Source organism: Kitasatospora sp. NPDC127067 (genome assembly GCF_042724755.1).
Taxonomy (GTDB): domain Bacteria; phylum Actinomycetota; class Actinomycetes; order Streptomycetales; family Streptomycetaceae; genus Kitasatospora; species Kitasatospora lactacystinica.
Window position 1 is genome coordinate 105,924 of the sequence record NZ_JBHXEM010000009.1, and the last position, 25,621, is coordinate 131,544.

Below are 25,621 nucleotides of genomic sequence, written 5' to 3' on the forward strand. Positions count from 1 at the left end.
CCCTGGCCCTGCGGCCCCGCGTCGTGCCGCTCGAAACCGCGGCCGACTCACCCTCTCCAACTCCCTGCGTGACCGCATGCCAGTGGTCTGGTCTCGCCGAAGGCGATCCAGTCCTACTCGACCTGAGCCATCGACGCAGTCCAGCCCCCAGTCGGCCGAGAATCTGTCGGACGTGTACACCATGGAAGTCACAGATCGTTCGCGACCGTGTTCACCTGAGCGACTTTCGGCTGACAGGAGAGGTGAGGACAGTGGCGAACTTCTGGGGTCTCGTCCGACACGCCATCAACAGCAATGGCAGGACGGTCAGGCTGTGCTTGGTGCTGATGGTCTTGGCCGGAGTGGGATTCGCTTGGCGTAGCTGGGTCCAACCATGCTGACACCAGCCCCTGCTGCAGGTTGAGTGAGGCGAAATCGCCAGGACCGACTCACCCAACCTGAGCCACCGCAGACGTCGCACGTGGTTAGGCGTCAAGCGGACGGGTTTGATCAGCGGTCTGGAGTGGTGGGTAGCCAGGCGAGATCGAGTGGGGCGTCGATTGTGGCGGTACCGGGTTCTTGGGAGCCGCCGAGGGCTGCGTGGCTCACCAACACCGGCGTCCCGGCCTCCAGCGCGTGGGCGATGTCCTTGAGCATCGAAGTCACCGAGTCCCACTGGGGAACGTCCAGATTCCACGTCTCGTGGTCCCAGAGGAGTACCGCGCCGTGGGTGTCACTGGGGCGGAGGTCGACAATCAGTCCGTCGCCGCCGGGGCTCAACGCGATCGGCATGAACTCCCGCTGGTAACGGCTCTCGGGCTGACCGTTCTCGTCGAACGAGTCGCCTTCCTGCTCGGCGACCAGGAGCCAGATCTCGTGAGTCTCCAGGGCCTCGTCCAGCGAGACCGGGGCGAACGCGTCCGGAATCCAGTGGCTCGCGGTGACGTCGGGCAGCAGCCACCAGGCGCGCAGGTCGGCGGGCAGGGGCAGGCCGAGGTCTGCCTCGAACGCGTCCAGGCGGGCGGCATCCGGCGCTGGTCTCGCTGGGCCTCGTCGGGTGTGCACAGTGAGCCAGGTGCCGATGCGGCTCCAGGAGGTAGGGACGTCGGGATCAGCGGTTGTCATGGCGGGCAGTCTGCCTCACCGGGGTGTCAACGACCGAGGCTGTGACCACTCTCGGCGAAGCAGCTGGTCAAGCCGCGACCGCGATGAGAGCTGGTACGGGAAAGACAGTGTTCTCGTCGAACCGTTCGTGGTGCTGGAGGCAGCAGTGGTGGAGCTGTCCGAGCAGGCGGTTGAAGAGATGGTGTTGGGCGGCGGCGTGCCAGTTTCCGTGTTCGCGGCGGGCGCGGTACTGGGCGCCGGCGGGGCTCAAGCCCAAGCAGCGGTGAGTTGGGGCGGTGGGCGAAGCATTCCCCGGCCGCCCTTCCTGCTCCCCTCTATGCCAGCCTTGAGTGAGACATCCTGCTATGTCGGGTTAGCCTGAGAGAGCCCAGGACGAAGGACGCCGACCGTGGGCCGCCTCCCGGCCGCTTCCCGCGGACCGGCCAGGCCCCGATGGGCCTCGGTGTTCAGCAGCTCAGGTTGTTGCCCGGTACGGTGCCGAGCAGTTGGGTGAAGCGCTGGTAGGCGTTGATCCGGCTCTGTACCTGTGCGGGGTTGCCGCCGTTGCACTCCAGTGAGCCGTTGATGCTGCGGATGGTCTCGCCGAAGCCGTAGCCGTTGACGATCGCGTTGTGGGGGGTCATGGTGCCCGGCCCGTTCTGGGTGTTCCAGTACCAGAGCGCGGTCTTCCAGGCGATGGCCGGGTCGGTCTGCACCAGGTTGGGGTTGCGCAGCAGGTCGATGCGGAGGGCGTCGCCGGCCGCCTTGTAGTTGAAGTTCCAGCTCAGCTGGATGGGGCCGCGCCCGTAGTACGCGGCCTGGCCGGCCGGGCAGCCGTAGGGCTGTGAGGTGTCGCAGTAGTGGGGGTAGTTGGCGGTGTTCTGCTCGACCACGTAGACCAGCGCGCCGGGGTGGCGAGTGGCCCTCCCGCCGGCCGGGCCGACGAGAGGGCAGGGCCGACGAGAGGGCCGGGGCGGGCCGGGGTGCGGGCCTACTTGGCGAGGCCGTAGCCGCCGACCGCGGCGTACACGGTGTCGGCGACGTGACGCGGCGCGGAGTCCGTGGTGGTGGTGACGGGCGGTTCGCTGCCGTTCTGGTCGCGCAGGTTGAGGGTGGTCGAGCCGCCGCCGTCCATGTTGACGGCGTCGACCAGGTTGAGCGCCTTGAGCAGCTGGGCGAGCTCGCTGCGGGTGGCCCCGGCGGCGAGGGGCGCGGGGCCGCCCTTCTGTCCCTCGACGGTGACGAAGAAGAGGTGGCCGAAGCCGTCCGCGCCGCCGGCGGTGCGCCAGGCCCGTGCGGTGTCACCGGGCACCTGGTAGACGACCGAGGCGTCGCGGATCAGGACGTCGCCGACGGGGGTGGCGTACATCGCCGGGTCGATCGGCCGCTCGACGGCGCCGGCCGGGGCGCGGCCGAACCAGGTGTCGGCGACGGTGTCGCCGAAGCGGGTGTCGGTGATCACCGTGTGCAGGGTGACCGGCTTGCCGGCGCAGGCGTTGTCCCAGAGCCAGGCCGCGCCGTCGCCGGTGCCCTCCAGGGCCCGTCCGCCGGGCGGCACGTCGTGACCGCCGCGTGGGGCGTCGGAGACGATGCCGCCGGCGGTGGCGCCGGGGCGGAAGCAGGCGGTGGCGACGCCCGCCGCGTTGAACAGCACCTCGACGCCCGGGTCGTCGTCCGTGGTGGTGGCGGTCTGCTTGAGCAGGTCGGCGGCCGGCGTCCTCGCCCCGAACTCGGGGGTGAACTCGACGATCTCCGACGGGTCGAAGCAGACGCCGTCGGCGACCGTCACGTCCGTGTTGGCGGGGTCGGTGTTGCGCAGGCAGTGGCCGGCCCGGCCGGGGAGCCGGTTGACGCCGTCGACCTTGCGGCTGACGGTGGCGTCGTCGGAGAGCCGCACGGTGAGCGCGGTGCCGAGCTCGGTGATGTACGGGCGGCCGTTCTGCAGCATCAGCACGGAGTTGGCGGGGCGCAGCCCGACGGCCTTGCCGGTGACGGGGTCGTAGGCGTAGCGGCCTCCACCGGCCTCGCTGAGCAGCCGCCCGTTCCGCATCGAGGTGCCGCCGAGGTCGCCGAGGTAGATCCGGTCGGTCTGGTCCAGGACCACGCCGTCGTCGAAGTAGCCGCCGTTGACCCCGAGGTAGGGGCGACGGCTGGTCACGCCGGTGGTCTGCTCCAGCATCTCCTGGACGGTCTGCGTGGTGTACATGCCCTGCCCGATCGAGCCGTCGAAGGTGATCGGGGCCCGGTTCGGGTCGATGTCCATGACGTTGACCGTCCACGTGCGGTCGGCGTCCTGGTAGACGGTGCGGGTGATCCCGGGGAAGGGCGTGGTGGCCGCGGCCTGGGCGAGGGTGATGGCGCCCAGGACGATGTCGCCCGGGTTGGTGTCGCCGGTCGCCGCGCCGGCCAGGCCGCTGCCGGGGACGGCGAGGACGGAGGCCGCCAGGCCGAGGGCGGTGGCGGTCCGGATCGCGGCGGCCCGCCGGACGAGGGTGTGCTTCATGAGGGGGCTCCCGGTTCAGCAGAAGTCGGTGGCGGGGCGGCCGTTGGCGGCGACGACCAGACGGTCGGAGCTGAGCGTGCCGGCGTAGGGCGCGGGGACGAAGGTGCTGTCGCCGCTGAGGACGACGAAGGCCCGGTAGGTGGAGCCGTTGGCGGTCCAGGAGCCGGTGAGCCCGTTGTCCGGGTAGAAGCAGGCGTGCTTGGCGGTGTGGTTGAAGACGGAGACCGTGCGGTCGTTCCACTCGGCGCCGTAGTCGCGGACCTCGTCCTCCGTGAGGGAGGTCATCGCGCCGCGGCCGCCCTCCTCCGCGAACAGGCAGAGCCGGCCGGTCTCGCAGCGCTCGTAGCCGGTGAAGCAGCCGGCCTTGGACTTGGCGCCCTTGACGGAGGTGACCTTGCCGTCCAGGTGGGTGCCGAGGTCGGCGAGGTCGGCCTGGCCGCCGGGCCGGACGGCCTGGAGGGTGCCGCCGTAGGCGCTGTCGGCGTAGAGGCAGGCCCAGTAGGCGGACTGGTTGTCCACCGAGCGGGCCCGGTCGTTCCAGGCGGGGTCGACGCCCTGGACGGGGACCCGGGGGTCGTTGGCGAGCTCGGCGCCCTGGCCGCCGTTCTGGTCGTAGAGGCAGAAGCCGCCGACGGCGCAGTGGCTGGTCCAGCTCGCGGCGGTGGCCCGGGTGCCGGGCAGGAAGGCGATCACGAGCGCCACGAGCAGGATGCCCATGACGGCGCGCGGAAGGTGTTGCCTCACGGCGGAGTTCCCCTTTCGGTGAAGCGGTGGTCGGAACACGGTGGAACGCAGGGCGCGGGCCGGGCGGCCGTGCGGCCGCCCGGCCCGGGCTCCCGGACCGGTCAGGGACCGGTGGTCGTCGGGATCTCGGTGTTGTAGTCCGCGAGCCTGGCGATCTGAGCCGCACTCAGGATCCCCTGGTAGGACCAGACGTCGTCCAGCTCGCCGGAGAAGTACTCGCCCCAGGTGCCGGCACCCGTCCTGGCCCGCCCGAACTGCAGGCCCGGGCCCGCGTCGAAGGGCCGCCTGGCCGGGCCCCACGAGGTCCGCGAGACACAGGAGTCGCCGCTGGTGCAGAGCTGGTTCTCCGGCTGCCCGTTGACGTACAGCGACAGCTGTCCCGCCAGGGCGTCGTACGTCACCGCGAGGTGGGTCCAGTTCTCCAGCACGCTCGTGGCGGGGGAGTGGGCGACCACGGTGCGGCCGGTGGTGGCGCCGTCGCCGGTGTTCACCTCGGCCTGCCACTCGCCCAGGTGGGCGCCGGTGGCCGGATCGTCCTTCAGGTAGTGCCAGCGCAGGGTGACCGCGTCGCCGTTGGCGCCCGCCTGGGAGAGCACCGTCATGTCCCGGGTCGGGACGCCGGCGGTGTCCGCCCACGCGGCGAGGGTGAAGCTCTGGTCGGCGTGCAGCGGGGTGGTGGCGCTCTGCGCGTAGCCCTTGACGCCGTCCAGCTGGAGTGTGCCGGGCGTGAGGAGGAGCCCGCCGCCCGGGTTGGTCCTCGCGCCGTCGCCGAACTGCGCTCCGGAGGCGGTGCTGTTCTCGTCCGGCGAGACGAGCGGAGAGCCGGCCGCGGTGTCGAGTCGCCAGCGGCCCACCAGCTGTGGGCGCTGCTTGACCAGGTCGGCGGCCTCGGTGGCGGTCACCACCCGGTCGTAGAGGCGGACGTCGTCGATGTCGCCGTCGAAGAAGTCGCCGTTCCTGCCTTCCCGGCTGATGGCGCCGATCTGCACCGGGCCGGGGGCGGGCCAGGGCGTGGTCTGGACGTAGTCCGTCTCACCGACCAGCGTCCCGTTGATGTACAGGCGCAGCTTCTGCGCGGTGGCGTCGGAGACGCCGAGCAGGTGCGTCCACTGGCCCTCGTTCGGGCCGAAGCAGGGGATGCCGTTGACCGGCCCCGTGCAGACCGGCTGGACGGCGCGCACCAGGGTGTCGGCGGCGCTGTCCTCCTTGTAGCGCCCGAAGATCCACTTCTTGCTGTAGGCCGAGTAGTAGAGCGAGAACTCGTTGTTGTGGGCCCCGATCTGGTCGAGCACCACGCGCGCGGCGGTGTCGCCGTCGGCGAGCTTGGGCAGTCGCACCCAGCTGGAGACGGAGAAGCTCCTCGTCCCGTCGACCACCGGCCGCGCGGTGCGGGCGTAGCCGCTGGTGCCGTCCAGGCGGATCGCCTTGTCGGCGACGCCGGGGATGCCGAGCTGCGCCGCGCCGGAGACCGTGAGGTCGTCGGACTCCGACGCGCCGGGTGCGGTGCGGGCGTTGCCGTCGAGGTGCCAGACCGCCTTGGCCGGGAGGCCGGTGGCGAGCTGCCGGTCGGCCGCCACGTCGGTGGCCTCGCTCGCGGACAGCGCGCGGTCCCACACCTTCACCTCGTCCAGCGCGCCCGACCACGGGTCGTTGTAGCCGCCGCGGTAGCGCATCCGGCCGAGCTCCAGCGACCCCCGGGCCGACCAGGAGGCCGGGGCGGCCACCGGCGCACCGGCCGGCACGCCGTTGACGTACAGCATCACGGTCCTGGCCGCGGCGTCGTACACGCCGGTCAGGTGCGTCCACTGGTTCAGCGCCGCCGGACCGGTGGCGCCGGCCAGTTGGTAGCCGTAGCCGACGTCGTCCGTGCTGACCGTCTCGAAGGCCCAGCCGCCGTTGCGCACGCCGAGGCTGAAGCCGGGCATGTACGACCCGGACTGCGAGACCGCCGAGCGGTTGCGGTCGGCGTTGGCGAGCTTCACCCAGGCCGAGACGGTGAAGCTCCTGGCGGTGTCGAGCACCGCGCCCTGGGTGCTCGCGTAGCCGTTGGCCGTGGCGTCGAAGGCCAGGGCGTCGCCCAGGTGCCCGGGGGACTGCGGGCTCGCGCCGGAGCCCAGCGCGGCGTCGGACCCGCCGCCCGTGCCGGTCAGCCTGGTGCCGGAGGCGTCGTCCATGGACCACCCGGCGCGCTGCGGCTGGCCGGCCAGGACGTTGAAGTAGTACGTCTCGGGCTGCGAGGCGTTGCCCGAGCCGTCGATCGCGCGGGCGGTGAGGGTGTGCAGGCCGGGTTTCTCCGGCAGAAGGTTCACCGTGGCGGCCGCGCCGCCGCTGACGGCCACCTCGTTGGTCAGGGCCGTGCCGTCCACCACCCACTGGTACTTGGCCACGTCGGTGGCCTTCGACCTGACGGTGAAGCTTCCGTAGCGGCCGACGCCGTCGGTCCAGGGCAGGGCGGCGGTGGCGTCCGAGGAGCCCGGGTAGGACGAGGACGTGATGGCGGGGCCGTCGGGCGCGGTGGTGTCGACGGAGAAGTAGCAGTCGGTCGGGTCGCCGTCCGAGGACCACGGCCCCCACTCGGCGCCGTCCCAGGCCCGCACCTCCCAGCCGTACTGGCCCTTCGCGGGCGCCGGCAGCGCGGGCAGGGTGATCGAGAAGGCCGAGCCGGAGGCCTTGAAGGTGTCGGAGCCGGGCGCGGTGCCCTCCGCGCCGGTGGACCACCAGCGGCGCCGGAAACCGGTGGTGCCGTCGTCCCAGGCGGCGGCGAACTGGAGGCCGACCGCCTCGCCGTCCGGGTCACCGGCCTTCGCGGTGAGCTGGGGCCACTTGTTGAGCTTGACCCCGGTGGACACGCACATGCCGGGCGACATGGTCAGGTCGCTCATCGGGGTCTGGCGCGGAGGCACGTTGTAGCGGACCCGCAGCGCGGCGTCGTCGGTGAACTTCTTCCAGCCGTAGAGGTCGCTCTCGTCGCGGGCCCGCAGCCCGAAGGTGGTGGACGACCAGCCCCAGTTGGCCGCGTCCTGGACCAGGTCGCGGACCGGGCCCGAGTCGCCGCCGAACTCCAGCTGGCCGGCCGGGCAGTCACCGCTCCAGCCCTTGGCCGTCCAGATGGTCTGCAGGTAGCGGTTCCAGAACCCGCTGCCGTTCTGGCTGTCCCAGGTGAGGCCCGAGCTGATGTAGCCGGTGTTCCAGAGCTCGACCGGCGTCTGGTGGGTGCAGTCGAAGGACCAGCTCTCGTTGGCGACGAACTCGGCGCTGAGGATGTGCTTCCCGGCGAACTGGCTGGTCGGCACCTGGAAGAACGCCCGCTTCACGTCACGCGGCTGACAGCGCGAGGTGTCACCGCAGTACCCGACGCCCCAGTCGCCGACGTACTTGCCGTTGTAGGTGAAGTGCCAGTACGACTGCGAGTGCCAGTACTGCGAGACGCCCGCCCAGTCGCCGGCGTGCGGCGTGCTCCAGGCCGGGTCGATCATGACCGGGTAGACCGTGCCCGGGTCGTCCAGCATGGACCGGTCCGGGGTGAGGACCATCCCGTCCTGCGTCTTCGGCAGCTCCACGCCGATCCGGGCCACCGTCGCCCCTTCGCCGGGGGCGGCCAGGGACGGGGCCTCGGGCGCTTGGGCCGCGGGCGCTTGGGCCGCGGGTGCCTGGGCGGCGGGTGCCTGCGCCGCGAGCGATCGCTCCTGCGGGCGGGAGGTCTGCGCGGGCTCGGCGACCGGCGCCGCCTTGGTGGCGGAGTCCCACATCACCGGGGTCGGGGCCTCGAAGACCGTGCCGCCGGCGCCCTTGTCGACGGCCGTCATCGAGCCGTCCGCGGCCTGGGCGACCGTCAGGCCGTCGCCCTGGAGGCCGAGCCGGAGCCGCCCGAGCTCGGGGTTCTTCGCGGCCTGCGGGGTGTGCACCACGAGGACCTGGGTGAACCCGGTCCGGGTCGCGGTCAGCCGCAGGTCCACGTCCGGCAGGACCGAGTGGTACTCGGCCGTACTGCCCTTCAGGTCGGGCTTGGGCAGCGGCTTGGGCCAGCTGAGCTTCAGCTCCCGGCCCGCGGAGGCCATCCGCACCAGCGGACGGCCGCTGCCGCCGCCCGAGAACTCCACCTCGGCCGTCGCCGCCTTGGCCGCCACCACGCCGCCCGGCCGCTCGGTGAGGGTCGGGTCGATGTCCACCCAGGTACCGCCCCGGCGCACCCAGTGCGGCTGGACGTATGTCGTCGTCACCAGCTGTCCGTCCGGCTGCGCGACCGTGTCACTGGACTCGCTCCGCTTCTGCGCGACGTCCACCGGCTTGCCCGTCCGCCGTGCCTCGGCGACCGCGAGGCCCTCCGGCCCCTCGGCGGAAACCGCACCGGCCGCTGTCGCCCCCTGACCGGGCCCGGTTCCCACGGCACCCGCGCCGCCCGCGGCGGTCGCCGGAACGACCCCCGCCCCGAGCAACGCCCCCACGGTCAGCGCGGCGGCGAACCAGCCCTGGGCGAATCGCCTCCACCTTTTTCTTTGCACTGTTAACCAATTCGAGATCGACCGACATTGTGAAATGGCGGCACCGAATCGGGCCTGCGGGGAGGTCCACGGAACGGGTGAAACCGATGGGGACGCGGCCGGAATCGGAGACATCCGACCTGGTCGGGCATCGGGTCCGCACTCGATGTCCCGAGCGCGCCGTCGTGTGCGCCCCGTGAAGGCCGTTTCCTCGGCGCCAGGGCAGAACTGTAGGGGGCGCGGGCGGTCGGCAGGCCGGGGCGACCTGTCCGGGCGTCTGTCTCACGACCGTCTCACGGCTCTGACCTGCTGTTGTTCAAGTCGGAAAGGCAAGGAATTGGAGACACCGAGGGGAGATCGGAGGGTTCGACAGGGGGATCCGGGTGCCCGGACCGGCTCTCCTGTCCGGCATATAGGTTCGTATACGATGTTCAAATCACTGCCGACGGGACGCAAGTCGAGAGGATTTCAGGGAATTGATCAGGATGCGTTTCTCGCCGTGCGCGCGCCGACCGGGATCGTACGGTGCGGTGTGGCACCGTACGGGGTGGTGCGGCGCCCGCCGGGGAGCTCACGACCGGATGGTGGGAACGCAGAACTCCTGTATTCCCGGGGCGTCCGCCGTCCACCGACGTCGAGGAGGAAGGAAGCCGTCATGACGTACACCGTGGATTTCGACAGCGTCTCGACCGTCGGTCTGGAGTGGTCGCCGGTCGCGGAGGCGCTGGCCGGTCTGCGGGCGAACGAGGCCCGCTATTTCAGGAACAAGTACGGCCACGTCTTCACGGTGGAGCCGGCCGGCGACGCCCGGGAGGCCGTCGACTGGGTGCACCGGATCCTGAAGGAGGAGCGCGACATCGTCATCTCGTCCCGACCGCTGGAGGCCACGGCCTTCCGGGTCGAGGACATCCGCATGGCCTATGTCTTCTACGAGAGCGGGCTGTCGGTCAACGTGATGTACACCGTCGACGACGCCAAGAAGCGGGCGGTCGGGTTCAAGCTCTCGGAGGGGATGGAGGTCCCGGAGGAGCTCGCCTCCCGGTTCAAGTTCGCCCGGCAGAAGTCGAAGCTCGCCGGGACCATCCGCGGCTCGTACTTCGTCGTCAAGAACGGGTACTGACGGCGGCACCTGTGGGTCAGGGGTCGCCCGGTTCGGCCCGGGGGCCTGTGCCGCCTGGGCGCGCTTTCGGCGTTCGACGCGAGTGCCGGCGATCACGGCGGCGGTCAGGCTGGTCGCGATGATCGCCTCGGCCCAGAAGAACGCGATGTAGTCGATCAGCGAGCCGATCGGCGGCCCGCCCGGCGCGGCGTTGCGCATGCCGACCAGCGCGAACAGGGTCGCCGCCATCCAGCCGAGGGCGGGCCACACCATGCCCTGGCCGCGGTACACCACTTCCGCGCCGCCACGAGCCGGGCCCCTGGGCCAGGCCGCCGTGCGGAAGGGCCACGACGAAGAGCGTCAGCTGCGCGCCCCCGGGGTCGAAGTCCTGGGACGCGACGTTCAGTTCGACCCAGTCGGGGGCGCTCGGCACCGCGAGTGCCTGGCTCCGCTGCCGGGTGTCGCGCTCGTCGAGGTAGAGCGCGACACCCGTCCCGCAGGCGAGGGCCAGCAGCAGGACGGCGAGGGCGAAGCGGTTGCCGCGCAGCCTGGCGAGGGCGCTCACGACGGGGACCGGAAGGCCCTACGGCGCGATCTCGAACGCGGGCGGCTCGAGACCCGCGAGGCAGCCGGTGTCCGGTGCGGTCGGGGTGTCGAAGAACGACCGTGTGATCGACTGGGCGCACGGCGAGTCGGCGAAGACCACGTGGGCGACGTAGGGGACCGTCACCTCCGTGGAGCGGCTGAGCGTGCGGGCGGCGTACGGCCCGCTGCTCGGTGCGGTCTGGGAGTCGAACCCGCCGGAGAGCACGAGGGTCGGGATGTCGCTGTCCGTCACGTCCCGGATCGAGTCCGGCGCGGCGGGAACGTCCCAGGCACGGCAGTCCGCGTGGAGGAAGGCGAGCAGCGGGGCATTGGCCACCACCGACCGGGGGAAGGACGGGAAGGCGCGGTGCCCCGCCCGCATCACGTCGGCCCGGCTCTCGAACGGCGTCCACTCGCTGCAGAAGACGCCGTAGGCGAGCCCGTGGGAGACTCTGCCGACGGCCTGCGGGCTGAGCTTGCCGCCCGCCCACTGCTCGGCGATCCGCCGGGGGTCGCCGTGGGCCAACTCGTCGATGGAGCGGGGCACTCCGGCCGCCAGATGGGTGGCGGAGACCAGCCAGTTCACCAGGACCCCGCCGTCCAGTACGACCTCGACCGGCTCCGGGTGGCCCGGGACGGTGACGGTGGTGGTGACCGGGTCGGCTTCGAGCTCACCGACGAGGTGCTCGAAGGTGTCCTTCAGGTCCGGGTAGCGGTCGGCGCAGGCGGGCTGCCGCGCGCAGGCCCCGAACAGGCCGTCGAAGCCCTCGCGTGCCGCCTTCCACGTCACGGCCCCGCCCGCCAGGGACGGCGGCAGCACGCCGTCGATGCCGACCGAGCGGATGCCCTGCGGGTGCAGGCGCAGGTAGGTGAGGGCCAGGTCGGTGCCGTACGAGATGCCGAAGACGTTCCACCGCTCGACACCCAGCGCCCTGCGCAGGTCCGCGTAGTCGGCGGCGCTCTCGGTGCTGTTGTAGGCGCCGAGCTCGGCCCCGCGGCCCTCCAGTTCGTCGCGGCAGGCCCGCGTCGCCCGGACGTGCAGGCGCCCGGTGGAGCGCGCGTCGTGGACGAGGTCGAGGGCGCTCGCGTTGAACTCGTCGATGTTCGGGCAGGTGAGCGCCGGGTCGGCCGAGTAGGTCCCGCGCTGGGACATGAAGATCACGTCCCGGTCGCGGTTCAGGTCGCCGTTGAGCGCCAGGGGGATCTCGGAGACCGCGTCGTCGCCGGGCCCGCCGGCGAGCCACACGATGGGGTCGTCGGCCTTCCGGTGGGTGGCCGGCACGATCGCGACGCCGAGGGTGATCTTCCGTCCCCCGGGGTCGTCCCGGTCCTCGGGCACGGTGAGCGTTCCGCAGCGGGCCCCCGTCAGCGCGGGGGACGGGTCGGCGGTCCTCGGGCAGGGGCCCGGCGCGTAGCGGGCGTGGCCCGCCGTCCGGGCGACGGTGCCGAGGGGCTCCCCGGCGCCGGACGCCGCCCGGGCGGGCGCCGCGGCCAGGCCGGTGGCGAGGCCGGTGAGGAGACCGGTGACGAGGCTTTGGACGAGGACGGCGGCGGTGGCCCCGGCCAGGGTGGTCAGCGGCCGTCGCGCGGTGCGCCGGTGCCGGGCTGGGCGGATGGACATCATGCGGACTCCGGGCCGGGGGTGATGGTGAACGGTTCGGGGGCGAGCCCGGCCACGCAAGCGGTGTCCGGCGGCGCGGTCGGATCCGCCAGGAAGGAGGCCAGGACGCTCTGCGCGCAAGGGGACTGGGGTACCACCCAGTGGCCGATCCCGGGGATCCGCACGGTGGTCGAGCGGGACAGCGTCCGGGCCGCGTACGCGCCCCAGACCGCCCCGGACTTGGCGTCGAAGGTGCCGGAGAGGACGAGCGCGGGCACGTCGCTGACGGTGGCCACCCGCTGGACGTCGGTGCGGTCCGGGACGTCCCAGGCCCGGCACACGCCGTACTCGAAGGGCAGCTGCGGTGCCTGCGCCAGCACCCGGCCCGGCCAGCCGGGGAAGGCCTCGCGGCCGGCCTCCAGCACGTCGGAGCGCGCATACCCCGGCACCCACTCGCCGCAGGCCACCGACTGGGTCAGGCCGTGGCCGATCTCGCCGACGGGGGTCTTCGCGCCCGCGGCCTGGGCCCGTGCGAAGCGCTCCGGATTCCCGTCGGCGAGCTCGTCGAGCGCCGCGGGGACGTCGACGGCCTTCACGGAGTTGGCGACCAGCAGGTTCACCAGGGCGCCCCCGTCGAGGACGACCTCCACCGGCTCGCCGCCCGACGGCGGCCGCGCCGCCAGCCGCAGCGGACCCGCCTCCAGGCGCCGGACCTGCTCCGTCAGCGCGTCCGGGAGGTCCGGGTAGCGGCTCCCGCAGACGGGCTGCGCCGCACACGCCGCGAGGATCGCCCCGATGCCCTCCCGGGCGCTGTCCCAGGTCCACGGCAGGCTCACGATGTCCGGGGGCACGACCGAGTCGATCGCGACCGAGCGGATCCCCTCGGGGTGCCGCCGCAGGTGGGTGAGGGCCAGCTCGGTGCCGTACGAGTACCCGTAGACGTTCCAGCGGTCGACGCCCAGCGCCTCGCGCAGATCGGCGAAGTCGTCGGCGTTCTCGGTCGTGTTGTAGGCGTCCAGATCGATGCCGTCGGCCGTCAGCCGGTCGTGGCACTGTCTTGCCGCACGTACCAGCCGCCGCCCGGTCGACGGCGCGTCGTAGCGCAGCCCGACGGACTCCGCGGTGAACCGGTCGATCTCCGGACAGAGCAGGGCCGGCTGGGAGTGGAGCGTGCCGCGCTGGGCCATGACGATCAGCTCGCGGTCTCGGTTCACGCCGGAATCGAGGAGGAAGGGGATGCTCCCGAACGCGTCGCCCCCGGGCCCGCCTTCCATGAACACCACCGGGTCCCCGGCCGGCGTCGCCGAGGCGGCCGGGATGATCGCGACGGCCAGCCGGATGGTGCGTCCGGTGCGGTCGGCGCGGTTCTCCGGGACCTCCAGCATGCCGCAGCGCCCGGGGACCGGCTCGGGGGTCTGCGGGCAGGCGCCGGGCACGAACCGTGCCGCGGTTCCCGACAGGGGAGCGCGGACGGCCGGTGACACCGCACCGGCCGGCGTCGGGCCGGCCGCCCCCAGGACGGCCAGACCGGCCGTGGCGAGCGCTGTCCCGGTGCGTGCGCCCCGGGAGCCTCGCCGTCCCCACCGGCGTCGCGCCGGTATTCGCCCGGACCGGGCGCTCCCGTGGACGGACGGCGGGTGGCCCGGGCTGTCGCCCTGTCTCATCATGTGGTCCCGTCTCTCTCACGGCCCCGGAACGGACGGCGCCGCGTGGTGCCGGCCGCCGCCGCACGGTTGGTCCGGGGACTGCGCAGCCCAGCCTCGGGCCGCCGGGAGACGGCCACCACTCGTGGGCTCCACTCGGAGCAGTGGCCGCTCCGGCTGCGGCGGGCGGCGTGCCCGCTCCGGGCGAGGCCGTGGTCACGGCTTCGGGAGACACCGGGTGGAACCGTCGGCCAGGGCTGCCGGCCCGGGCGCTGCTGCTCACATCCCGTCGGCGGTCGAGAACGCCGACGGGGCCGCGGGCGGGCAGCCGCCGCCGTCAGTTGTTCCGGCGGTAGTAGTCGACCGAGACCTTGACCGGCCCGTCGCCCCGCGCGGCCGAGAGCGGTCGGACGATGGCCAGGTCCCGGCCGTCGTCCCCGCGGACACAGAAGGCCCGGCCGGTGACGGTGGAGAAGTCGAGCGGTGTGGCGGACGGGTTGCCCAGGCCTTTGAGGCAGTCGGCGGGTCCCAGACGGTCGTCCCTGCCGAGGTAGGCGTCGTTGTTGTCGGCGAGGACGAACTCGTCGGAGGTCCGGGTGATGTACCAGGACGCCGACTCCTCGGGTGCGACCGCGCCCTTCCTGAGGTCGAACTCGTAGCCGTGGTCGGGCGAGACGAGTGTGGTGCCGGTGTACACGGGGGTGTATTCGGGGGCGGCGGTCGGTGGGGTGGGGGAGGCGGAGGGGGTTTCCGGGTCGGTGGCGGTGGCCACCGGGTCGTCGTCGGCGACCGACTGGCCCTGGTCCTACGGGTGGAGGAACAGGAAGGTGCCGCCCGCGCCGAGGACGAGCGCGGCCGCGGCGATCAGGGCCGTCCGGCGGCGGGAACCGCGGCGGGCCGGGCCGCGGCCCTCTCGCGCTTCGGGCAGTGGCGCCCGCACGTCTTCGCGGTCCGCGACCTCGGGGTCCAGCACGGTGGCGAAGGGGACCACCGCCGTGGCCGCGTCGTGCAGCGGGGCGGCGGTCGGTGGGGTGGGGGAGGCGGAGGGGGCCCGGGGGAGGTCGCTGCGCCGGGCGATCTCGGCGCCGACCTGCGACGGCAGCCAGCCGTCGGCGAAGCGCAGGCCACCGACGAGGCCGGGATCACCGCCTACGAGACCGATCTCGCCGAACTGATCGTGCAGTTGGGCGACGACCGGCGCTCCCACATCCTCGTCCCCGCGATCCACAGGAACCGCACCGAGATCCGCGATATCTTCGCCGCCCGGATAGGTCGAGCAGTGGCTGCGCGGCACCCTCGGCGCGGCGGCCTCCGGGCTCGCCTGACCGGAGAACAGCAACGCGTGGGGCGGGGACGGCCGAAGTCGTCCCCGCCCCACGCGCGTTCCTGATCGGCGAGCAGTTCCAGCACCAGACGCTGCTCGGTACGTCGAGCATCCTGCTCAGGTCGCCGTGGACCGGGCGGCGCAGCGCGTGGGTGATGTCGTCCGATTGCCGAAACTGCGTGGTGGCCCGGCGGGGCGGCCATCGGGGCCGCCCCGGGTGGGGTCACGTGACGGTGATGGTGATGGGGCCGGCGAGCGGGGTGTAGCCGTCGTTGTGCAGGTACCAGGCCGCGTGGGCGCCGACGGTGAGCGCGCCGGTGGCGGGGATCGTGAGGGTGCCGGCGGTGCCCGGCGCGTAACTCCAGGTGGCGTCCCGGTGGCGCCTTTTCGAGCCGTCCCGGCCGTGGCCGGATCGGCCGCCGGCCCCGGAGCGCAGCCACCTGGCGGAGCGCGGTGTCGGCACACCGACCGACACCCTTCCGGCGTGCCGGCGCCCCGAGGGGCGCCGGCACCCGAGGCCGGCGTCAGTAGATGAGGACGTCCCAGTGGCTGCCCTCGTTGCAGTACAGGTTGCCCGACGCGGCCTTCCACTGCGGGTAGCCGTCGCCCCGAAGGCCGATGTAGGTGAAGCTGTTCTGGATGTAGTTGTCGATGCAGGAACTGCGGGCGATGTCGACCTTGTAGCCGTTGTAGTGGCTGTAGGTGCCGGAGGCGTGGCCGACCTCGGTCCCTCCCGTGATGTTGATGGCGCAGCCGCTGGCCTGCTTGAGGGTGATGACGGCGCTCACCGTGCCCGAGTTGATCTGGTCGAACGAGGTACAGGTGGAGTTGGACCTGGTGGTGCAGCCCCCACTGGAGCTCCACGTGACGCCGGCGTTGCTGAGCTGACTGGCAGCCGCCGACTGCGACAGCTTGGTGCCGCTGGCGCCGGCCGTGGGCGCCGAGAGCGCGAGGCCGGCCAGGGCCAGGGCGACGACGGTGGCTGCGGTGCGTGGCTTCATCTGCATCTCCCAATGAGGATGGTGTGCCTCGGACTCGACCCCTCGCCCTCCTGCCGCGCCTCGGCAGGAGGGCGGGAGGTCCGGCGCCGGGCCTGGGGAACCGGCCCGGACGAAGGGGTCGTACGCAGTGCGGTGACGCGGCAGTGCTCCGGCGCGAGGGCCGACCGATCCGTGCGGCGCCACAGCCCGCGTTCCCGGGGAACGAGGGGCGGGCTTCGAGCGCCGGCATCGCTCCAGGATGGCCCATCACTGTCTATGCGGGTAGACCCCGGACTGTGAATTTCGCGTGACGGAGAGCGGCCTTCAGCGCGTCGAAACGCTCCACGGGGCGCACCGCACGACCACCCGCGCGCTGGTCACCGCCCCTCGGCGATGCCGACGGCATCGGGCGGCAGTCCGGCAGCCGTTCGCCGTGCCGGTCTTTCGTGAAACGGTCATCGGAGGGGGGCGGACCCCCAAAACGTCCGCTGGTATGACTATTGGGGAGTCCCATGGATTGTCAACTTCCGGCAAAGCAGGGTCGTTACGCTCGTGTCATGAGCGCCATCGTGAACGTTGTCCTCGACTTCGACGCCGTGCCGGGCGAGGACTGCACGGAAGCCTTTCAGAAGGCTGTCGACTCACTGGATTTCCTGACAGGCGGCACCGTACTGGTGCCGGGCAGCAAGCTTCCCTACCTGTTCTCCCGTTCGGTGATGGTCGACCGGCACAATGTGCGGTTCGTCGGCGAGGGGCCCGAGGCCACCGTGCTCCAGGGGGTGGCGTACACACCCCCGCTGGTATTCGGCGTGGACCGCAAGGTGCTGGGGCAGCCGGTCAGCGACGGGCACTGGGCGGATCTCTTCGGGCTGCTCGACACCCATGCCGCCCCGAGCGCGGGGCAGCGGTGGGGCTTCCGTACGAGGGTCCCCACCGGCGTCGAGGGGCAGCCGTTCAGCGACGCGACGGTCACCTTCGCGTGCTCGCCGTTCCAGTTCGGGCCGAGGCGTGGCGCGTTCTGGTCCGACGTCAGAAAGCTGACCCTCGACTTCGTGGTGCGCAACGACGCGATGCCCTGGGTGGGGCGGCCGCTCTTCGGCCTGGCCGACGCGTACAACCGCCCGTCGCCGTTCTACGCCCAGACGGAGGTGTCCCCGGGGATCGTGCCGCCGCGGGTGCTGTTCGTCTTCCGGACGGCGGACGGCCTGATCCGGGAGATCCGGGTGCCCTTCGACGACGAGAAGCCCGTCCTGCGCTGCTCGTTGCAGATCGATCTCGACGCGTCCACCGTGACGGCCTGGACGGACCTGGCCCAGGTCGAGCCCGATCTGGCCGTGATCAACGACGGTTGGGGGGAGCGGGAGGTCGCCTTCGCACCCAACTGGTACGCACCGTTCAACATGGGCCAGTTGGGCCTGCTGTCCAGCGGATGGGGCGGCGGCACCTACCGCATCCCGGGCGACAAGGACACCCCGGTTCCGCTCACGTTCGGCGCGCTGCGGCTCTCCGACGTGACGCGCTACCAGGACCTCGGCGCCGGCACGGCGCAGCAGGACGAGCACGGCCCCGTGACCGACCTGACGTTCCTGACCGACGAGGCGGGCGTCTTCTGCGTGCTGCCCATGGACGAGGCGGTCCACAGGAGCGCCGACGGTGTCCCCGATCTCCACGCGCGATACGTGGCGAACGGGCTGACCGGGTACGGGCTGTTCATGCCGATCGGGCCCAGGCAGACGTTCGAGCGCAACAGGGCGGAGAAGATGGCGGTCACCGCCCTGGCGGTCGGCGGCCAGGAGGGCTCCGACTACGGCCAGGCCATCGGGCTCGGATCGGTGGTCATGTTCTCGCTCGCCGACATGAAGGTCTACTTCGGTGCGCAGGGCCTGAGTGCGTACCATCTCGACGCCAGCTACCCGGTGGACGTCACGGACAGCGAATTCGGCCACCAGACCGACTGCGCGATCTACTCCTGGTTCCAGATGGGCCGGGGCGACCGGCTCAAGCTCGCCTATTTCGGGCGGTCCGCGTTCAAGGCGCTGCGATCGAACCCCTCCTACCGCAACGTGTTCGTCACCGGTGTGGAGGACTCCGTATCGGCCGTGCGGCTCTTCGAGTGCGGGGCCGCCCAACTCGACAACTGGAGCTTCGACTTCGAGCACGCGGGCCCCAGCGACAGCTACGTGTGGGCCAGCCTCCAGGACAACGTCGGGGGGACGCAACTGGTCATCAGGGACTGCGTGGGCGTCAAGGGCGGCCCCCGCACGGCCGCGGTCCGGCTGGACAGCAGCGACCGCGGTGCGGGGCTCGGCGACTCCTCCCGTGGCGCCGGCTGGTGCAAGATCGAGCGCTCGTTCAACACCTATCTGGCCCCCGGCATGCAGGCGGTGGTGGCGGTCGACGGGCCGGTGTGGCGCGGGCTCTTCGAAGGAGTGCCGAAGCCCTACCCGCCGCTGGTCGTCAACACGGCCACCCCGGGCGCCTCGGCCAGGATCGGTACGGACACCGTGCCGCCCGCCCGGTCCGCGCCGCCCCTGCTCGCGGCCGGCGCGGACGATCCCGTCCTACGGCTCGACGGCCTGATCGGCTACTACCGCGCCGACGTCTCATCCGTGAAGGCCGACCCGAACCGCGCCCTCGGGGACGGAACGCCCGTGGTGCAGCTGCTCGACCTGAGCCCCGCGCACAACGACGGCACGGCCGTGGGCAACCCCGCCGTCTACGAGGCCTCGGCGATCAACAGCCTTCCCGCGCTGCGCTTCACCGGCGGCTGGTACACCTTCCCCACCATGCGGGGCACCACGGGCGCCGCGACGGTCTTCCTGGTCGGCAAGCGACTTCCCGTGTTCGACACCGGACCCGCCCTGATCGACTCACTCCACACCTACGGCTCCGGATGGATCCTGGGCGAACGCCTCCAGGTGCTCAGCGCCGAATCCGACACGGAGTGGGCCGTCTACGCCGTCCGCTCCACCGGCGGCCCCAGGCGACTGCTCCAGAGCTTCGTCAACGGCCACCCCTACGAGCTGCGCAGGTTCGACTCCCTGCGCCCGCTCGCCTGGGACGCACCGGAACTCGGCAGGCGCGACCAGGGCCTGGAGATCTTCAAGGGCCTGCTGGCCACCGCCGTCGTCTGCGACGCGGCACTCGACGACCGGACCCTCTCCGACATCTGCCGGCACCTGCTGTACGTCCACCAGATCCCGGTCTGACCCGTCGTCCTCCCCCGGGCCGCCACCGAGGCGTCCGGCCGGTCGTCAAGGACGAGCACGGGGAGCTGATCCCGTTCGGCGCGTACCGGCCTGTTGCTCGGCGGCGGACAGAGGAACTGACGGATCTGGCACGGGTGGACGTGCATGCGCGTCGGAGGCTGAACCGTCTGCTCCGCGAGCCGCCCGTGAAGGACGGTCGCGGCGAGTGCGCCGCGGCCGGACAGGCGCACGGGTGGGGGTGGCGATGGTTCGCCGGGCGGCAGGTGGGTGATGGGGTGGCCGCGAACGGGCCGGGCTCGCCCCTGTCACGGCCGCGTTGGACGCGCAGCACCCCGCAGCGGTCGTCAGAGGCGGAGCGCCGCGACGAGGTTCTCGAGCAGTTGGGCCTCCGCGCGCTGGACCGATGCGGTGGTCCGCGCGGCGTACAGGTCGTGTACGTCGATGCCGGGGAGCCGCCTGGTGGATTCGCCGACAGCGTGGGCCGCGCACGAGTCGAGGACCACGGGTCCGGAGCGGCCTGCCTGCCAGGTGCGCAGATCGGTCTCGGCCATCGGCAGCCCCAGGGTCGTCAGGATCACGAGGCATGCGTCCGGTACCCGGCGCAGGTCCTGGAGGGTGACGACGTGGCGGTAGGCGGGTGAGTGGAAGGAGAGGCAGTCCGCAGAGCCGAGCAGCTCGGCCAGCGGCGCCCACCGGGGCTCGTCGGCCTCCGTGGCGCGATGCCCGGGTGTGTGGAAGAGCACGTCCATGCCGAGAGCCGTGGCGACCTTGCCGACGCCCCGGGCCACCGGACCGTAGCCCACGAGCCCCAGCCGGCGTCCCGCCAACTCCCCGGGCACGCCCCCGTTGTGGCGCGTGTGGACGAGCAGCTGCTCGATCACGAACTCCACCGTGCCGATGTCGCCGTAGCCGTATATGGGCGAGACGGTGATGCCCTCCCGCCGCGCGTGGTCCAGGTCGACGCGGTCGGTCGACGTGGCACGCAGGCCCACGTAGCGCAGGTCGGGAAGCCGGCGCAGGTGGTCGGCGTCGAGCGGGTCCTTCCATCCCGCCAGCAGGGCGTCCGTCCGTGCGAAGGACTTCCCGAGGTCCGACTCCGGTGACGGCCATTCGCCCGGTTGCAGCAGCGGCCGTTCGCTCAGCGGGCGGAGGGCGTCGAGGAGCCCGGGGGACGGCCAGACACCGGGCAGCAGGGAGACTTGCCGGAACATGGAGGTGGGCACCGTTCTTCCTTCTCGGACGGGGCGGGTTGTCGGCGGCCGGAGCGGCGTGGTCGGACTCAGGAGGCCCGTACGGGCGGAACCACGGCATCGATGAGATGGGGGCCCGGTTCCGCGACGGCGGCCCGCAGTTGACGGGCGAACTCCTCAGCCGTGCGGGCCCGGGTGGCGGGTACGCCCATGCCGTTCGCCAGCGCGACGAAGTCCAGTCCCGGGATGTCGATGAGCGACCGGCTCCGCCGAGCATCGGCGCCCTGGAACGCTCCGACCCGCCGCAACTCGGAGTCGAGGATCGCGTAGGAGGCGTTGTTGAAGATGACCGTGGTCACGTCGAGGCCCTCACGCGACTGCGTCCACAGCGACTGGAGGGTGTACATCGCGCTGCCGTCGGCCTCCAGATTGACGACCGGCCGGTCCGGGCAGGCGCAGGCCGCCCCCGTGGCGACCGGCATTCCCATGCCGATCGAGCCGCCGGTGATGTTGAGCCAGTCGTGCACGGGCGCACCGGCGGTGGCGGCCGGCAGCCACTGGTCGGAGGTCATGGCCTCGTCGACGACGATGGCCCGCTCCGGCAGGATTGCGCCGATGACGGCCGCGGCCTTCTCCGCCGTCAGCTCCCCGCTGGGCAGCCCCGGCCGGCCCGTGTCCCTGACGAGCGGAGTGGTGCCGGGTGCCAGCAGGTCGGCCAGGTACTCGAGGGCGCCCGGAGCCGCACCGAGGTCGTGCACCTCGCAGTCCGGCGGGACGAGGGTGCTCGGCCTGCCCGGGTAGGCGAAGAACGAGACGGGCTCGCGTGTTCCGGCGAGGACGAGGTGCCGCACTCCCTTGAGCCGGTCCGCCGCCAGGTCCCTGGGGTAGGGAAGCCGGTCGAAGCGCGGGATGCCGGCTCCTCGCTCGTGCCGCGCCGGGGACTTCTCGGCCAGGACGTCGGCCCCGGTCGCCGCCGCGATGCGGCTCGCCGCCGCGAGTCCCGCGCGTCGTGTGTTGCCGCCCCCGACGAGCAGGAGGCACCCGTCCTTCCCGCGCAGGATCGCGGCGACCCGCTCCACCGCCGCCTCGTCGAAGGACGGGGGCGGCGCGGCGAGGACGGGCACGGCACGGCCCCCCTCGGACCAGCAGACGTCGGAGGGCAGGACGAGGGTGGCGACGCCGCCGGGGAGAGGGCCGACCGGTGTCCTGGCGGCTCGGATGGCGTCAGCGGTGTCCTGCCCGGCATCGGTGGGACGCTCGGTTCTGCGCACCCATGCCGACACCGTCCCGGCCATGCTCTCGATGTCGGAGTCCAGGGGCGCGTCGAACGGTTTGTGGTACGTCGCGTGGTCGCCGACCATGTTGATCAAGGGCGTACCGGCGCGGCGGGCGTTGTGCAGGTTCGCCAGCCCGTTGCCGAGACCGGGCCCCAGGTGCAGGAGCGTCGAGGCGGGTCGTCCCGCCATCCGGCCGTACCCGTCGGCGGCGCCCGTCGCCACCCCCTCGAACAGGCAGAGGATGCTGCGGATCTCCGGTGTCGCCACCATTCCCGCGACCAGGTGCATCTCGGAGGTGCCGGGATTCGTGAAACAGATGTCGATGCCGCCGTGCACAAGGGTGTCGAGTACTGCTCGTGCGCCGTTCATGGTGGTGCCCGCCCTTCGGGATCAGCCGGCGATCTGTACGCGCTTGAGGTGCCGCTGCGGGTCGTCGAAGGCGTTGCGGGAGTGCAGCATCCGCCAGTTGTCCCAGACCACGAGGTCCCGCTCCCGGTAGCGGACGGCGACGTGGTGCTCCTCGTAGAGGGCGCTTCCCCGGTCGATGAGCCGGCGGGCCAGCTCGTCGCCCTCGGGTATCTGCAGGTAGCTGGTCGAGTACCGGAGGATCAGTGCGCCGTCGCGCTCCTCCAGGACCGGGTGCTCCGCCGTGGGGACCACTCCTCGGCGGGCGAGGCCCTCGGTGGACCTCCACCGGTACACGGTGTCGAGGAAGTGCTGCCGCTCGCTCGCGTCGAACTCCGCGAGCACGCGGTTCCCGTCGAACAGGGTGGTCTCGCCACCTCGTCCCTCGGCCGGCCTCACGCACCACAGTGCGAGGTACCGCGGCGGAGTGCCGCGGAACTCGTACCCCTCGGTGTGGGGCTGCAGCGCGCCCTGGTTCTGGCCGTGGTTGACGTCGTCCATGCCGCGTTCGGGCTTCACGTCCCCGACGACCGTGCCGGTGGGCGTGGGCTGGAACCGCCCGAGCTCCTTGAGGAAGGCGACGTGGTCGAAGGACTCGGGAACGTTCACGAGGTGCACGTATCCGTTGTTGCCGAGCAGTTGGCGGAAGGCGTACCCGAGCACGCCGTCGGCCAGCTCGTCGCCGTTCATGTCAACGCAGGAGACAACACTGTCGGGCCACTTGCTCACGATCACTCCGATGGTTCGTCGCTACGGGTCGGTGCGGGTCGGCGCGGGTCGGCGCGGGTCGATGCGGGTCAGTGCGGGTCGATGGGGAAGGCGGTTCAGCAACTGATCAGCACCTTCAGGGACGTTCGCTCGTCCATGGCCTGGTAGCCGCCGGGGACTCCGTCGAGTCCGACCGTCAGGTCGAAGACCGGTGACGGGTCGATCACCCCTTCGAGGACGTCGGGCAACAGCCGGGGGATGTACGTCCGCACCGGCGCGACGCCGCCGCGCAGCGCGATGTTCCGCTCGAACACGTCGCTCAGGTCGAGGCCGGTGTCGCTGCCGTGAGGTACGCCGACGCAGCCGATCGACCCACCGTCCCTGGTGATCCGCACCGCCGTCCACAGGGACTGCGCGGTCCCCACGGCCTCGATCACCGCGGGCACGCCCCGGCCCCCGGTGAGTTCACGCACGGCCTCGACCGCCGCTTCCCCGCGTTCCGCGACGATGTCGGTCGCGCCGAAGCGCGTGGCGATGTCCGTGCGGGACGGGTGCCGTCCGAGTGCGATGATGCGCTCGGCGCCCAGACGCTTCGCGGCGAGCACACCGCAGAGTCCGACCGCGCCGTCGCCGACGACGGCCACCGTCGTGCCCGGTCGCACCCCCGCGCCGACCGCGCCGTGGTGGCCCGTTCCCAGCACGTCGGACAGCGTCAGGAGCGCGGTGAGCAACCGCCGGTCCGACGCGGCCTCCCGGGGGAGCCGCACGAGCGTGCCGTCGGCGTACGGCACCCGGAGCGCCTCGCCCTGGCCGCCGTCCGATCCCTTCGTGCCCCAGAATCCGCCCTGCTCGCACGAGGTGGTGAGCCCCTCGGCACAGTAGTCGCAGACGCCGTCCGACCAGACGAACGGCACCACGACCAGGTCGCCGGCGGAGCAGCCCACGACCTCGGCGCCGACCTCCTCGACGATGCCGATGGACTCGTGGCCGGTGCGCTGCCCCGACCGGAAGTCGGCCAGGCCCCGGTACGCCCACAGGTCGGTCCCGCAGATGCAGGAGAGGACGACCCGCACCACGGCGTCGGTGGGCCGCCGGATCACCGGGTCCGGGACCTCCTCGACCCGCACGTCGCGGGAAGCGTGGATGACAGTGGCGCGCATGCGCATGGTCCTCTCTGTTGGGCGACGGATCGGGCGGCTCGCCGGCATCACCCGGCGCGCGGCTACTGGAGCGGCTTGGCGGGGGCGGCGGCGGCCTCGCCGACCTCGCTCAGGATGTGGCCGATGCGGTTCTCGCACTGCGCCACCTCGGCGCTGCGCAGTTCCTCGGGCCGGTCGTCGCCCCCGTGCCCCAGCGGGTAGAGGCCCCGGTCGGCGATGTCCCACGCCACCGCACGCAGCCTGCGCAGGAGTTGGCTGGTGATGCCGTCGTCGTCCACCGGCCCGCGCAGGGTCAGGAAGAAGTTGTCGTACAGGATCGCCGTGCGCTCCGAGGGGCGGACGACGGTCTCCTTCATGGTCTGCTGCAGCAGGGACCGGCCTTCGGGCACGAGGCGGGCGGCGATGCCGTCGTGGATGGTCCGGTGGATCTCCACGGCACGGGCCAGCCGGTCGGCCTCCGGACCGTGTCCCCGGGCCGCGCCCCGTCCCCGGAACAGGCCGCGCACCGGGGCGAAGTCCGACGCCCAGGTCCCGCTGAAGCCGCGGTGCTGGAGGTGCATGCGCGGTCGGATCAGGCTCTGGTAGAGGTCGAGCGGACAGGACCCGGTGTAGAGCAGCATGGCGCAGTAGCCGTAGGCGTACGTCTCCAGGCGGCCCAGTGACTCGCGGTCCGGCGTCTGCCGCTCCGCGCTCCGTTCGAGCAGCTTTCCCATCAAGTGCCAGATCAGAAAGGTGATCTGATGCCCAGTGATCCAGCGGAACCAGAACAGCTGGTCGTCGCTGGGGTCCACACGGGTGCCCGGGGCGGCCGAGGGCCCGCCGTCCGCGAGGAGGCGCAGCTGGAACAGGACGAGGTCGAGGTCGCAGGGCGGCAGGGCGCCCGGGACACCCCCGGGGGACGAGACGGCTGCCGGGCCGACCGGCGGCATCGTCAGGTGTTCCAGGCCGTAGGCGAAGTCCCCGAAGTCCCACTCGCCGTTGCGCGGGTCGGAGATCAGGACGCCGTCGCTCACGCCGGTCATCGGTGACCGTCCGGTATGTAGCTGAGTTCGTACTCCAGGCCGTTCACGTCGAAGAGGTAGAGGCTCTGCACCCCGTCGTCGTCGACGACGATCTCGGTCGGCAGCTCGGGACGGGCGAAGGTGTAGCGCTGCGACTCGTAGAGGTCGATCCACCGCCGGCGCCGGTCGACGAGCTCCTGCGGCGTGGCCATCTGGACGCACACGTGCTGGAAGAGGAATCCTTCCTCGTCGGGCGTCCGGCCGTTGTGGCCCGCTCGGTCGAAGAGGTGCAGCCGGACGTCCCCGAAGGCGATCTCGGTCAGCCTGCGGATGCCGGGCAGCCGGCTGAGGGTGAGCTCGGAGAAGCGGCTGAGTTCCCACTTCTGCTCGGCGTCGAAGAACTCCTGGTACCAGCCCAGGCAGTTGTCCAGATCCGCCGTCTGTACGCCCACATGGTGAATTCGGGGGCCGTTCGAACGGTCCACTGCGGCATCTTCCTTTCCGGTCGAAGGTGTTGACGCGAGGGGGAGGGGCGGCGGGGGGGGGGGGGGGGCCCCCGCGCCCCCCCGCGGGGGGGGGGGGCCCCCCGGGGGGGCCCCCCCGCCCGCCCGGGGGGGGACCCCCCCCGC

The 25,621-nt window shown here is 72.1% G+C and carries 18 protein-coding genes and 3 pseudogenes; 2 read left to right on the plus strand and 19 right to left on the minus strand.

Annotation, left to right across the window (positions count from 1 at the left end; genetic code table 11):
• Positions 1–489: 489 nt before the first annotated feature.
• From ACFWJ4_RS06200 to ACFWJ4_RS06225, 6 genes and pseudogenes are all read right to left on the minus strand, one after another.
• The gene (locus ACFWJ4_RS06200; protein WP_380539803.1) at positions 490–1,104 is read right to left on the minus strand and encodes an SMI1/KNR4 family protein; all 615 of its coding nucleotides are present in this window, start codon (positions 1,102–1,104) and stop codon (positions 490–492) included.
• 67 nt (positions 1,105–1,171) lie between these two features.
• Positions 1,172–1,345: pseudogene (locus tag ACFWJ4_RS06205) on the minus strand (IS110 family transposase); the annotation flags it as partial.
• A gap of 205 nt (positions 1,346–1,550) precedes the next feature.
• Positions 1,551–2,003, minus strand: a pseudogene (locus tag ACFWJ4_RS06210) (chitinase); the annotation flags it as partial.
• 71 nt (positions 2,004–2,074) lie between these two features.
• A complete protein-coding gene (locus ACFWJ4_RS06215; RefSeq protein ID WP_380539804.1) occupies positions 2,075–3,586 on the minus strand; it encodes a phosphodiester glycosidase family protein in 1,512 nt (503 codons plus the stop codon).
• Positions 3,587–3,601: 15 nt separating this feature from the next.
• Positions 3,602–4,330, minus strand: a complete 729-nt coding sequence (locus ACFWJ4_RS06220) for a peptidase inhibitor family I36 protein (protein WP_380539805.1) — start codon at positions 4,328–4,330, stop codon at positions 3,602–3,604.
• 101 nt (positions 4,331–4,431) lie between these two features.
• Positions 4,432–8,613 carry a LamG domain-containing protein gene (locus ACFWJ4_RS06225; protein WP_380539806.1) on the minus strand — a complete coding sequence of 1,394 codons (4,182 nt, stop codon included), beginning with the start codon at positions 8,611–8,613 and terminating at the stop codon, positions 4,432–4,434.
• Positions 8,614–9,466: 853 nt separating this feature from the next.
• Between ACFWJ4_RS06225 and ACFWJ4_RS06230 the strand changes: the two genes are divergently transcribed.
• Positions 9,467–9,931 (plus strand): phage tail protein, encoded by a 465-nt coding sequence (locus tag ACFWJ4_RS06230; protein WP_380539808.1) that lies wholly within the window; start codon positions 9,467–9,469, stop codon positions 9,929–9,931.
• Between the two features lie 138 nt (positions 9,932–10,069).
• On the opposite strand, the pseudogene ACFWJ4_RS06235 reads toward ACFWJ4_RS06230, so the two are convergent.
• From ACFWJ4_RS06235 to ACFWJ4_RS06265, 7 genes and pseudogenes are all read right to left on the minus strand, one after another.
• Positions 10,070–10,183: pseudogene (locus ACFWJ4_RS06235) on the minus strand (DUF4436 family protein); the annotation flags it as partial.
• Positions 10,184–10,493: 310 nt separating this feature from the next.
• Positions 10,494–12,116, minus strand: a complete 1,623-nt coding sequence (locus ACFWJ4_RS06240; RefSeq protein WP_380539811.1) for an alpha/beta fold hydrolase — start codon at positions 12,114–12,116, stop codon at positions 10,494–10,496.
• Complete coding sequence (locus ACFWJ4_RS06245; RefSeq protein ID WP_380539814.1) at positions 12,116–13,480, minus strand: alpha/beta fold hydrolase; 1,365 nt, start codon at positions 13,478–13,480, stop codon at positions 12,116–12,118. The genes ACFWJ4_RS06240 and ACFWJ4_RS06245 overlap by 1 nt, the downstream gene beginning before the upstream one ends.
• A 595-nt stretch (positions 13,481–14,075) precedes the next feature.
• Positions 14,076–14,510 carry a hypothetical protein gene (locus ACFWJ4_RS06250; protein WP_380539817.1) on the minus strand — a complete coding sequence of 145 codons (435 nt, stop codon included), beginning with the start codon at positions 14,508–14,510 and terminating at the stop codon, positions 14,076–14,078.
• 33 nt (positions 14,511–14,543) lie between these two features.
• Positions 14,544–14,945, minus strand: a complete 402-nt coding sequence (locus ACFWJ4_RS06255; protein WP_380539852.1) for a hypothetical protein — start codon at positions 14,943–14,945, stop codon at positions 14,544–14,546.
• Between the two features lie 340 nt (positions 14,946–15,285).
• Positions 15,286–15,525, minus strand: coding sequence for a hypothetical protein (locus ACFWJ4_RS06260; RefSeq protein ID WP_380539820.1), 240 nt, complete (start codon positions 15,523–15,525; stop codon positions 15,286–15,288).
• A gap of 61 nt (positions 15,526–15,586) precedes the next feature.
• Positions 15,587–16,069 carry a hypothetical protein gene (locus tag ACFWJ4_RS06265; RefSeq protein WP_380539823.1) on the minus strand — a complete coding sequence of 161 codons (483 nt, stop codon included), beginning with the start codon at positions 16,067–16,069 and terminating at the stop codon, positions 15,587–15,589.
• A gap of 530 nt (positions 16,070–16,599) precedes the next feature.
• Between ACFWJ4_RS06265 and ACFWJ4_RS06270 the strand changes: the two genes are divergently transcribed.
• On the plus strand, positions 16,600–19,251 hold the full coding sequence (locus ACFWJ4_RS06270; protein ID WP_380539826.1) for a hypothetical protein: 2,652 nt from the start codon (positions 16,600–16,602) through the stop codon (positions 19,249–19,251).
• A gap of 344 nt (positions 19,252–19,595) precedes the next feature.
• Here ACFWJ4_RS06270 and ACFWJ4_RS06275 read toward each other — a convergent pair whose 3' ends face one another.
• From ACFWJ4_RS06275 to ACFWJ4_RS06300, 6 genes are all read right to left on the minus strand, one after another.
• Positions 19,596–20,474 carry an NAD(P)-dependent oxidoreductase gene (locus tag ACFWJ4_RS06275; protein WP_380539829.1) on the minus strand — a complete coding sequence of 293 codons (879 nt, stop codon included), beginning with the start codon at positions 20,472–20,474 and terminating at the stop codon, positions 19,596–19,598.
• Positions 20,475–20,530: 56 nt separating this feature from the next.
• Positions 20,531–22,087 carry an acetolactate synthase large subunit gene (locus ACFWJ4_RS06280; RefSeq protein WP_380539832.1) on the minus strand — a complete coding sequence of 519 codons (1,557 nt, stop codon included), beginning with the start codon at positions 22,085–22,087 and terminating at the stop codon, positions 20,531–20,533.
• 21 nt (positions 22,088–22,108) lie between these two features.
• Positions 22,109–22,852 carry a TauD/TfdA dioxygenase family protein gene (locus ACFWJ4_RS06285; protein ID WP_380539835.1) on the minus strand — a complete coding sequence of 248 codons (744 nt, stop codon included), beginning with the start codon at positions 22,850–22,852 and terminating at the stop codon, positions 22,109–22,111.
• Between the two features lie 95 nt (positions 22,853–22,947).
• Positions 22,948–23,991 (minus strand): zinc-dependent alcohol dehydrogenase family protein, encoded by a 1,044-nt coding sequence (locus tag ACFWJ4_RS06290; protein ID WP_380539838.1) that lies wholly within the window; start codon positions 23,989–23,991, stop codon positions 22,948–22,950.
• Positions 23,992–24,053: 62 nt separating this feature from the next.
• Positions 24,054–25,013, minus strand: a complete 960-nt coding sequence (locus ACFWJ4_RS06295) for a hypothetical protein (RefSeq protein WP_380539841.1) — start codon at positions 25,011–25,013, stop codon at positions 24,054–24,056.
• Positions 25,010–25,444, minus strand: coding sequence for a VOC family protein (locus ACFWJ4_RS06300; protein ID WP_380539843.1), 435 nt, complete (start codon positions 25,442–25,444; stop codon positions 25,010–25,012). Before ACFWJ4_RS06300 ends, ACFWJ4_RS06295 begins: the two co-directional genes overlap by 4 nt.
• Positions 25,445–25,621: the final 177 nt, after the last annotated feature.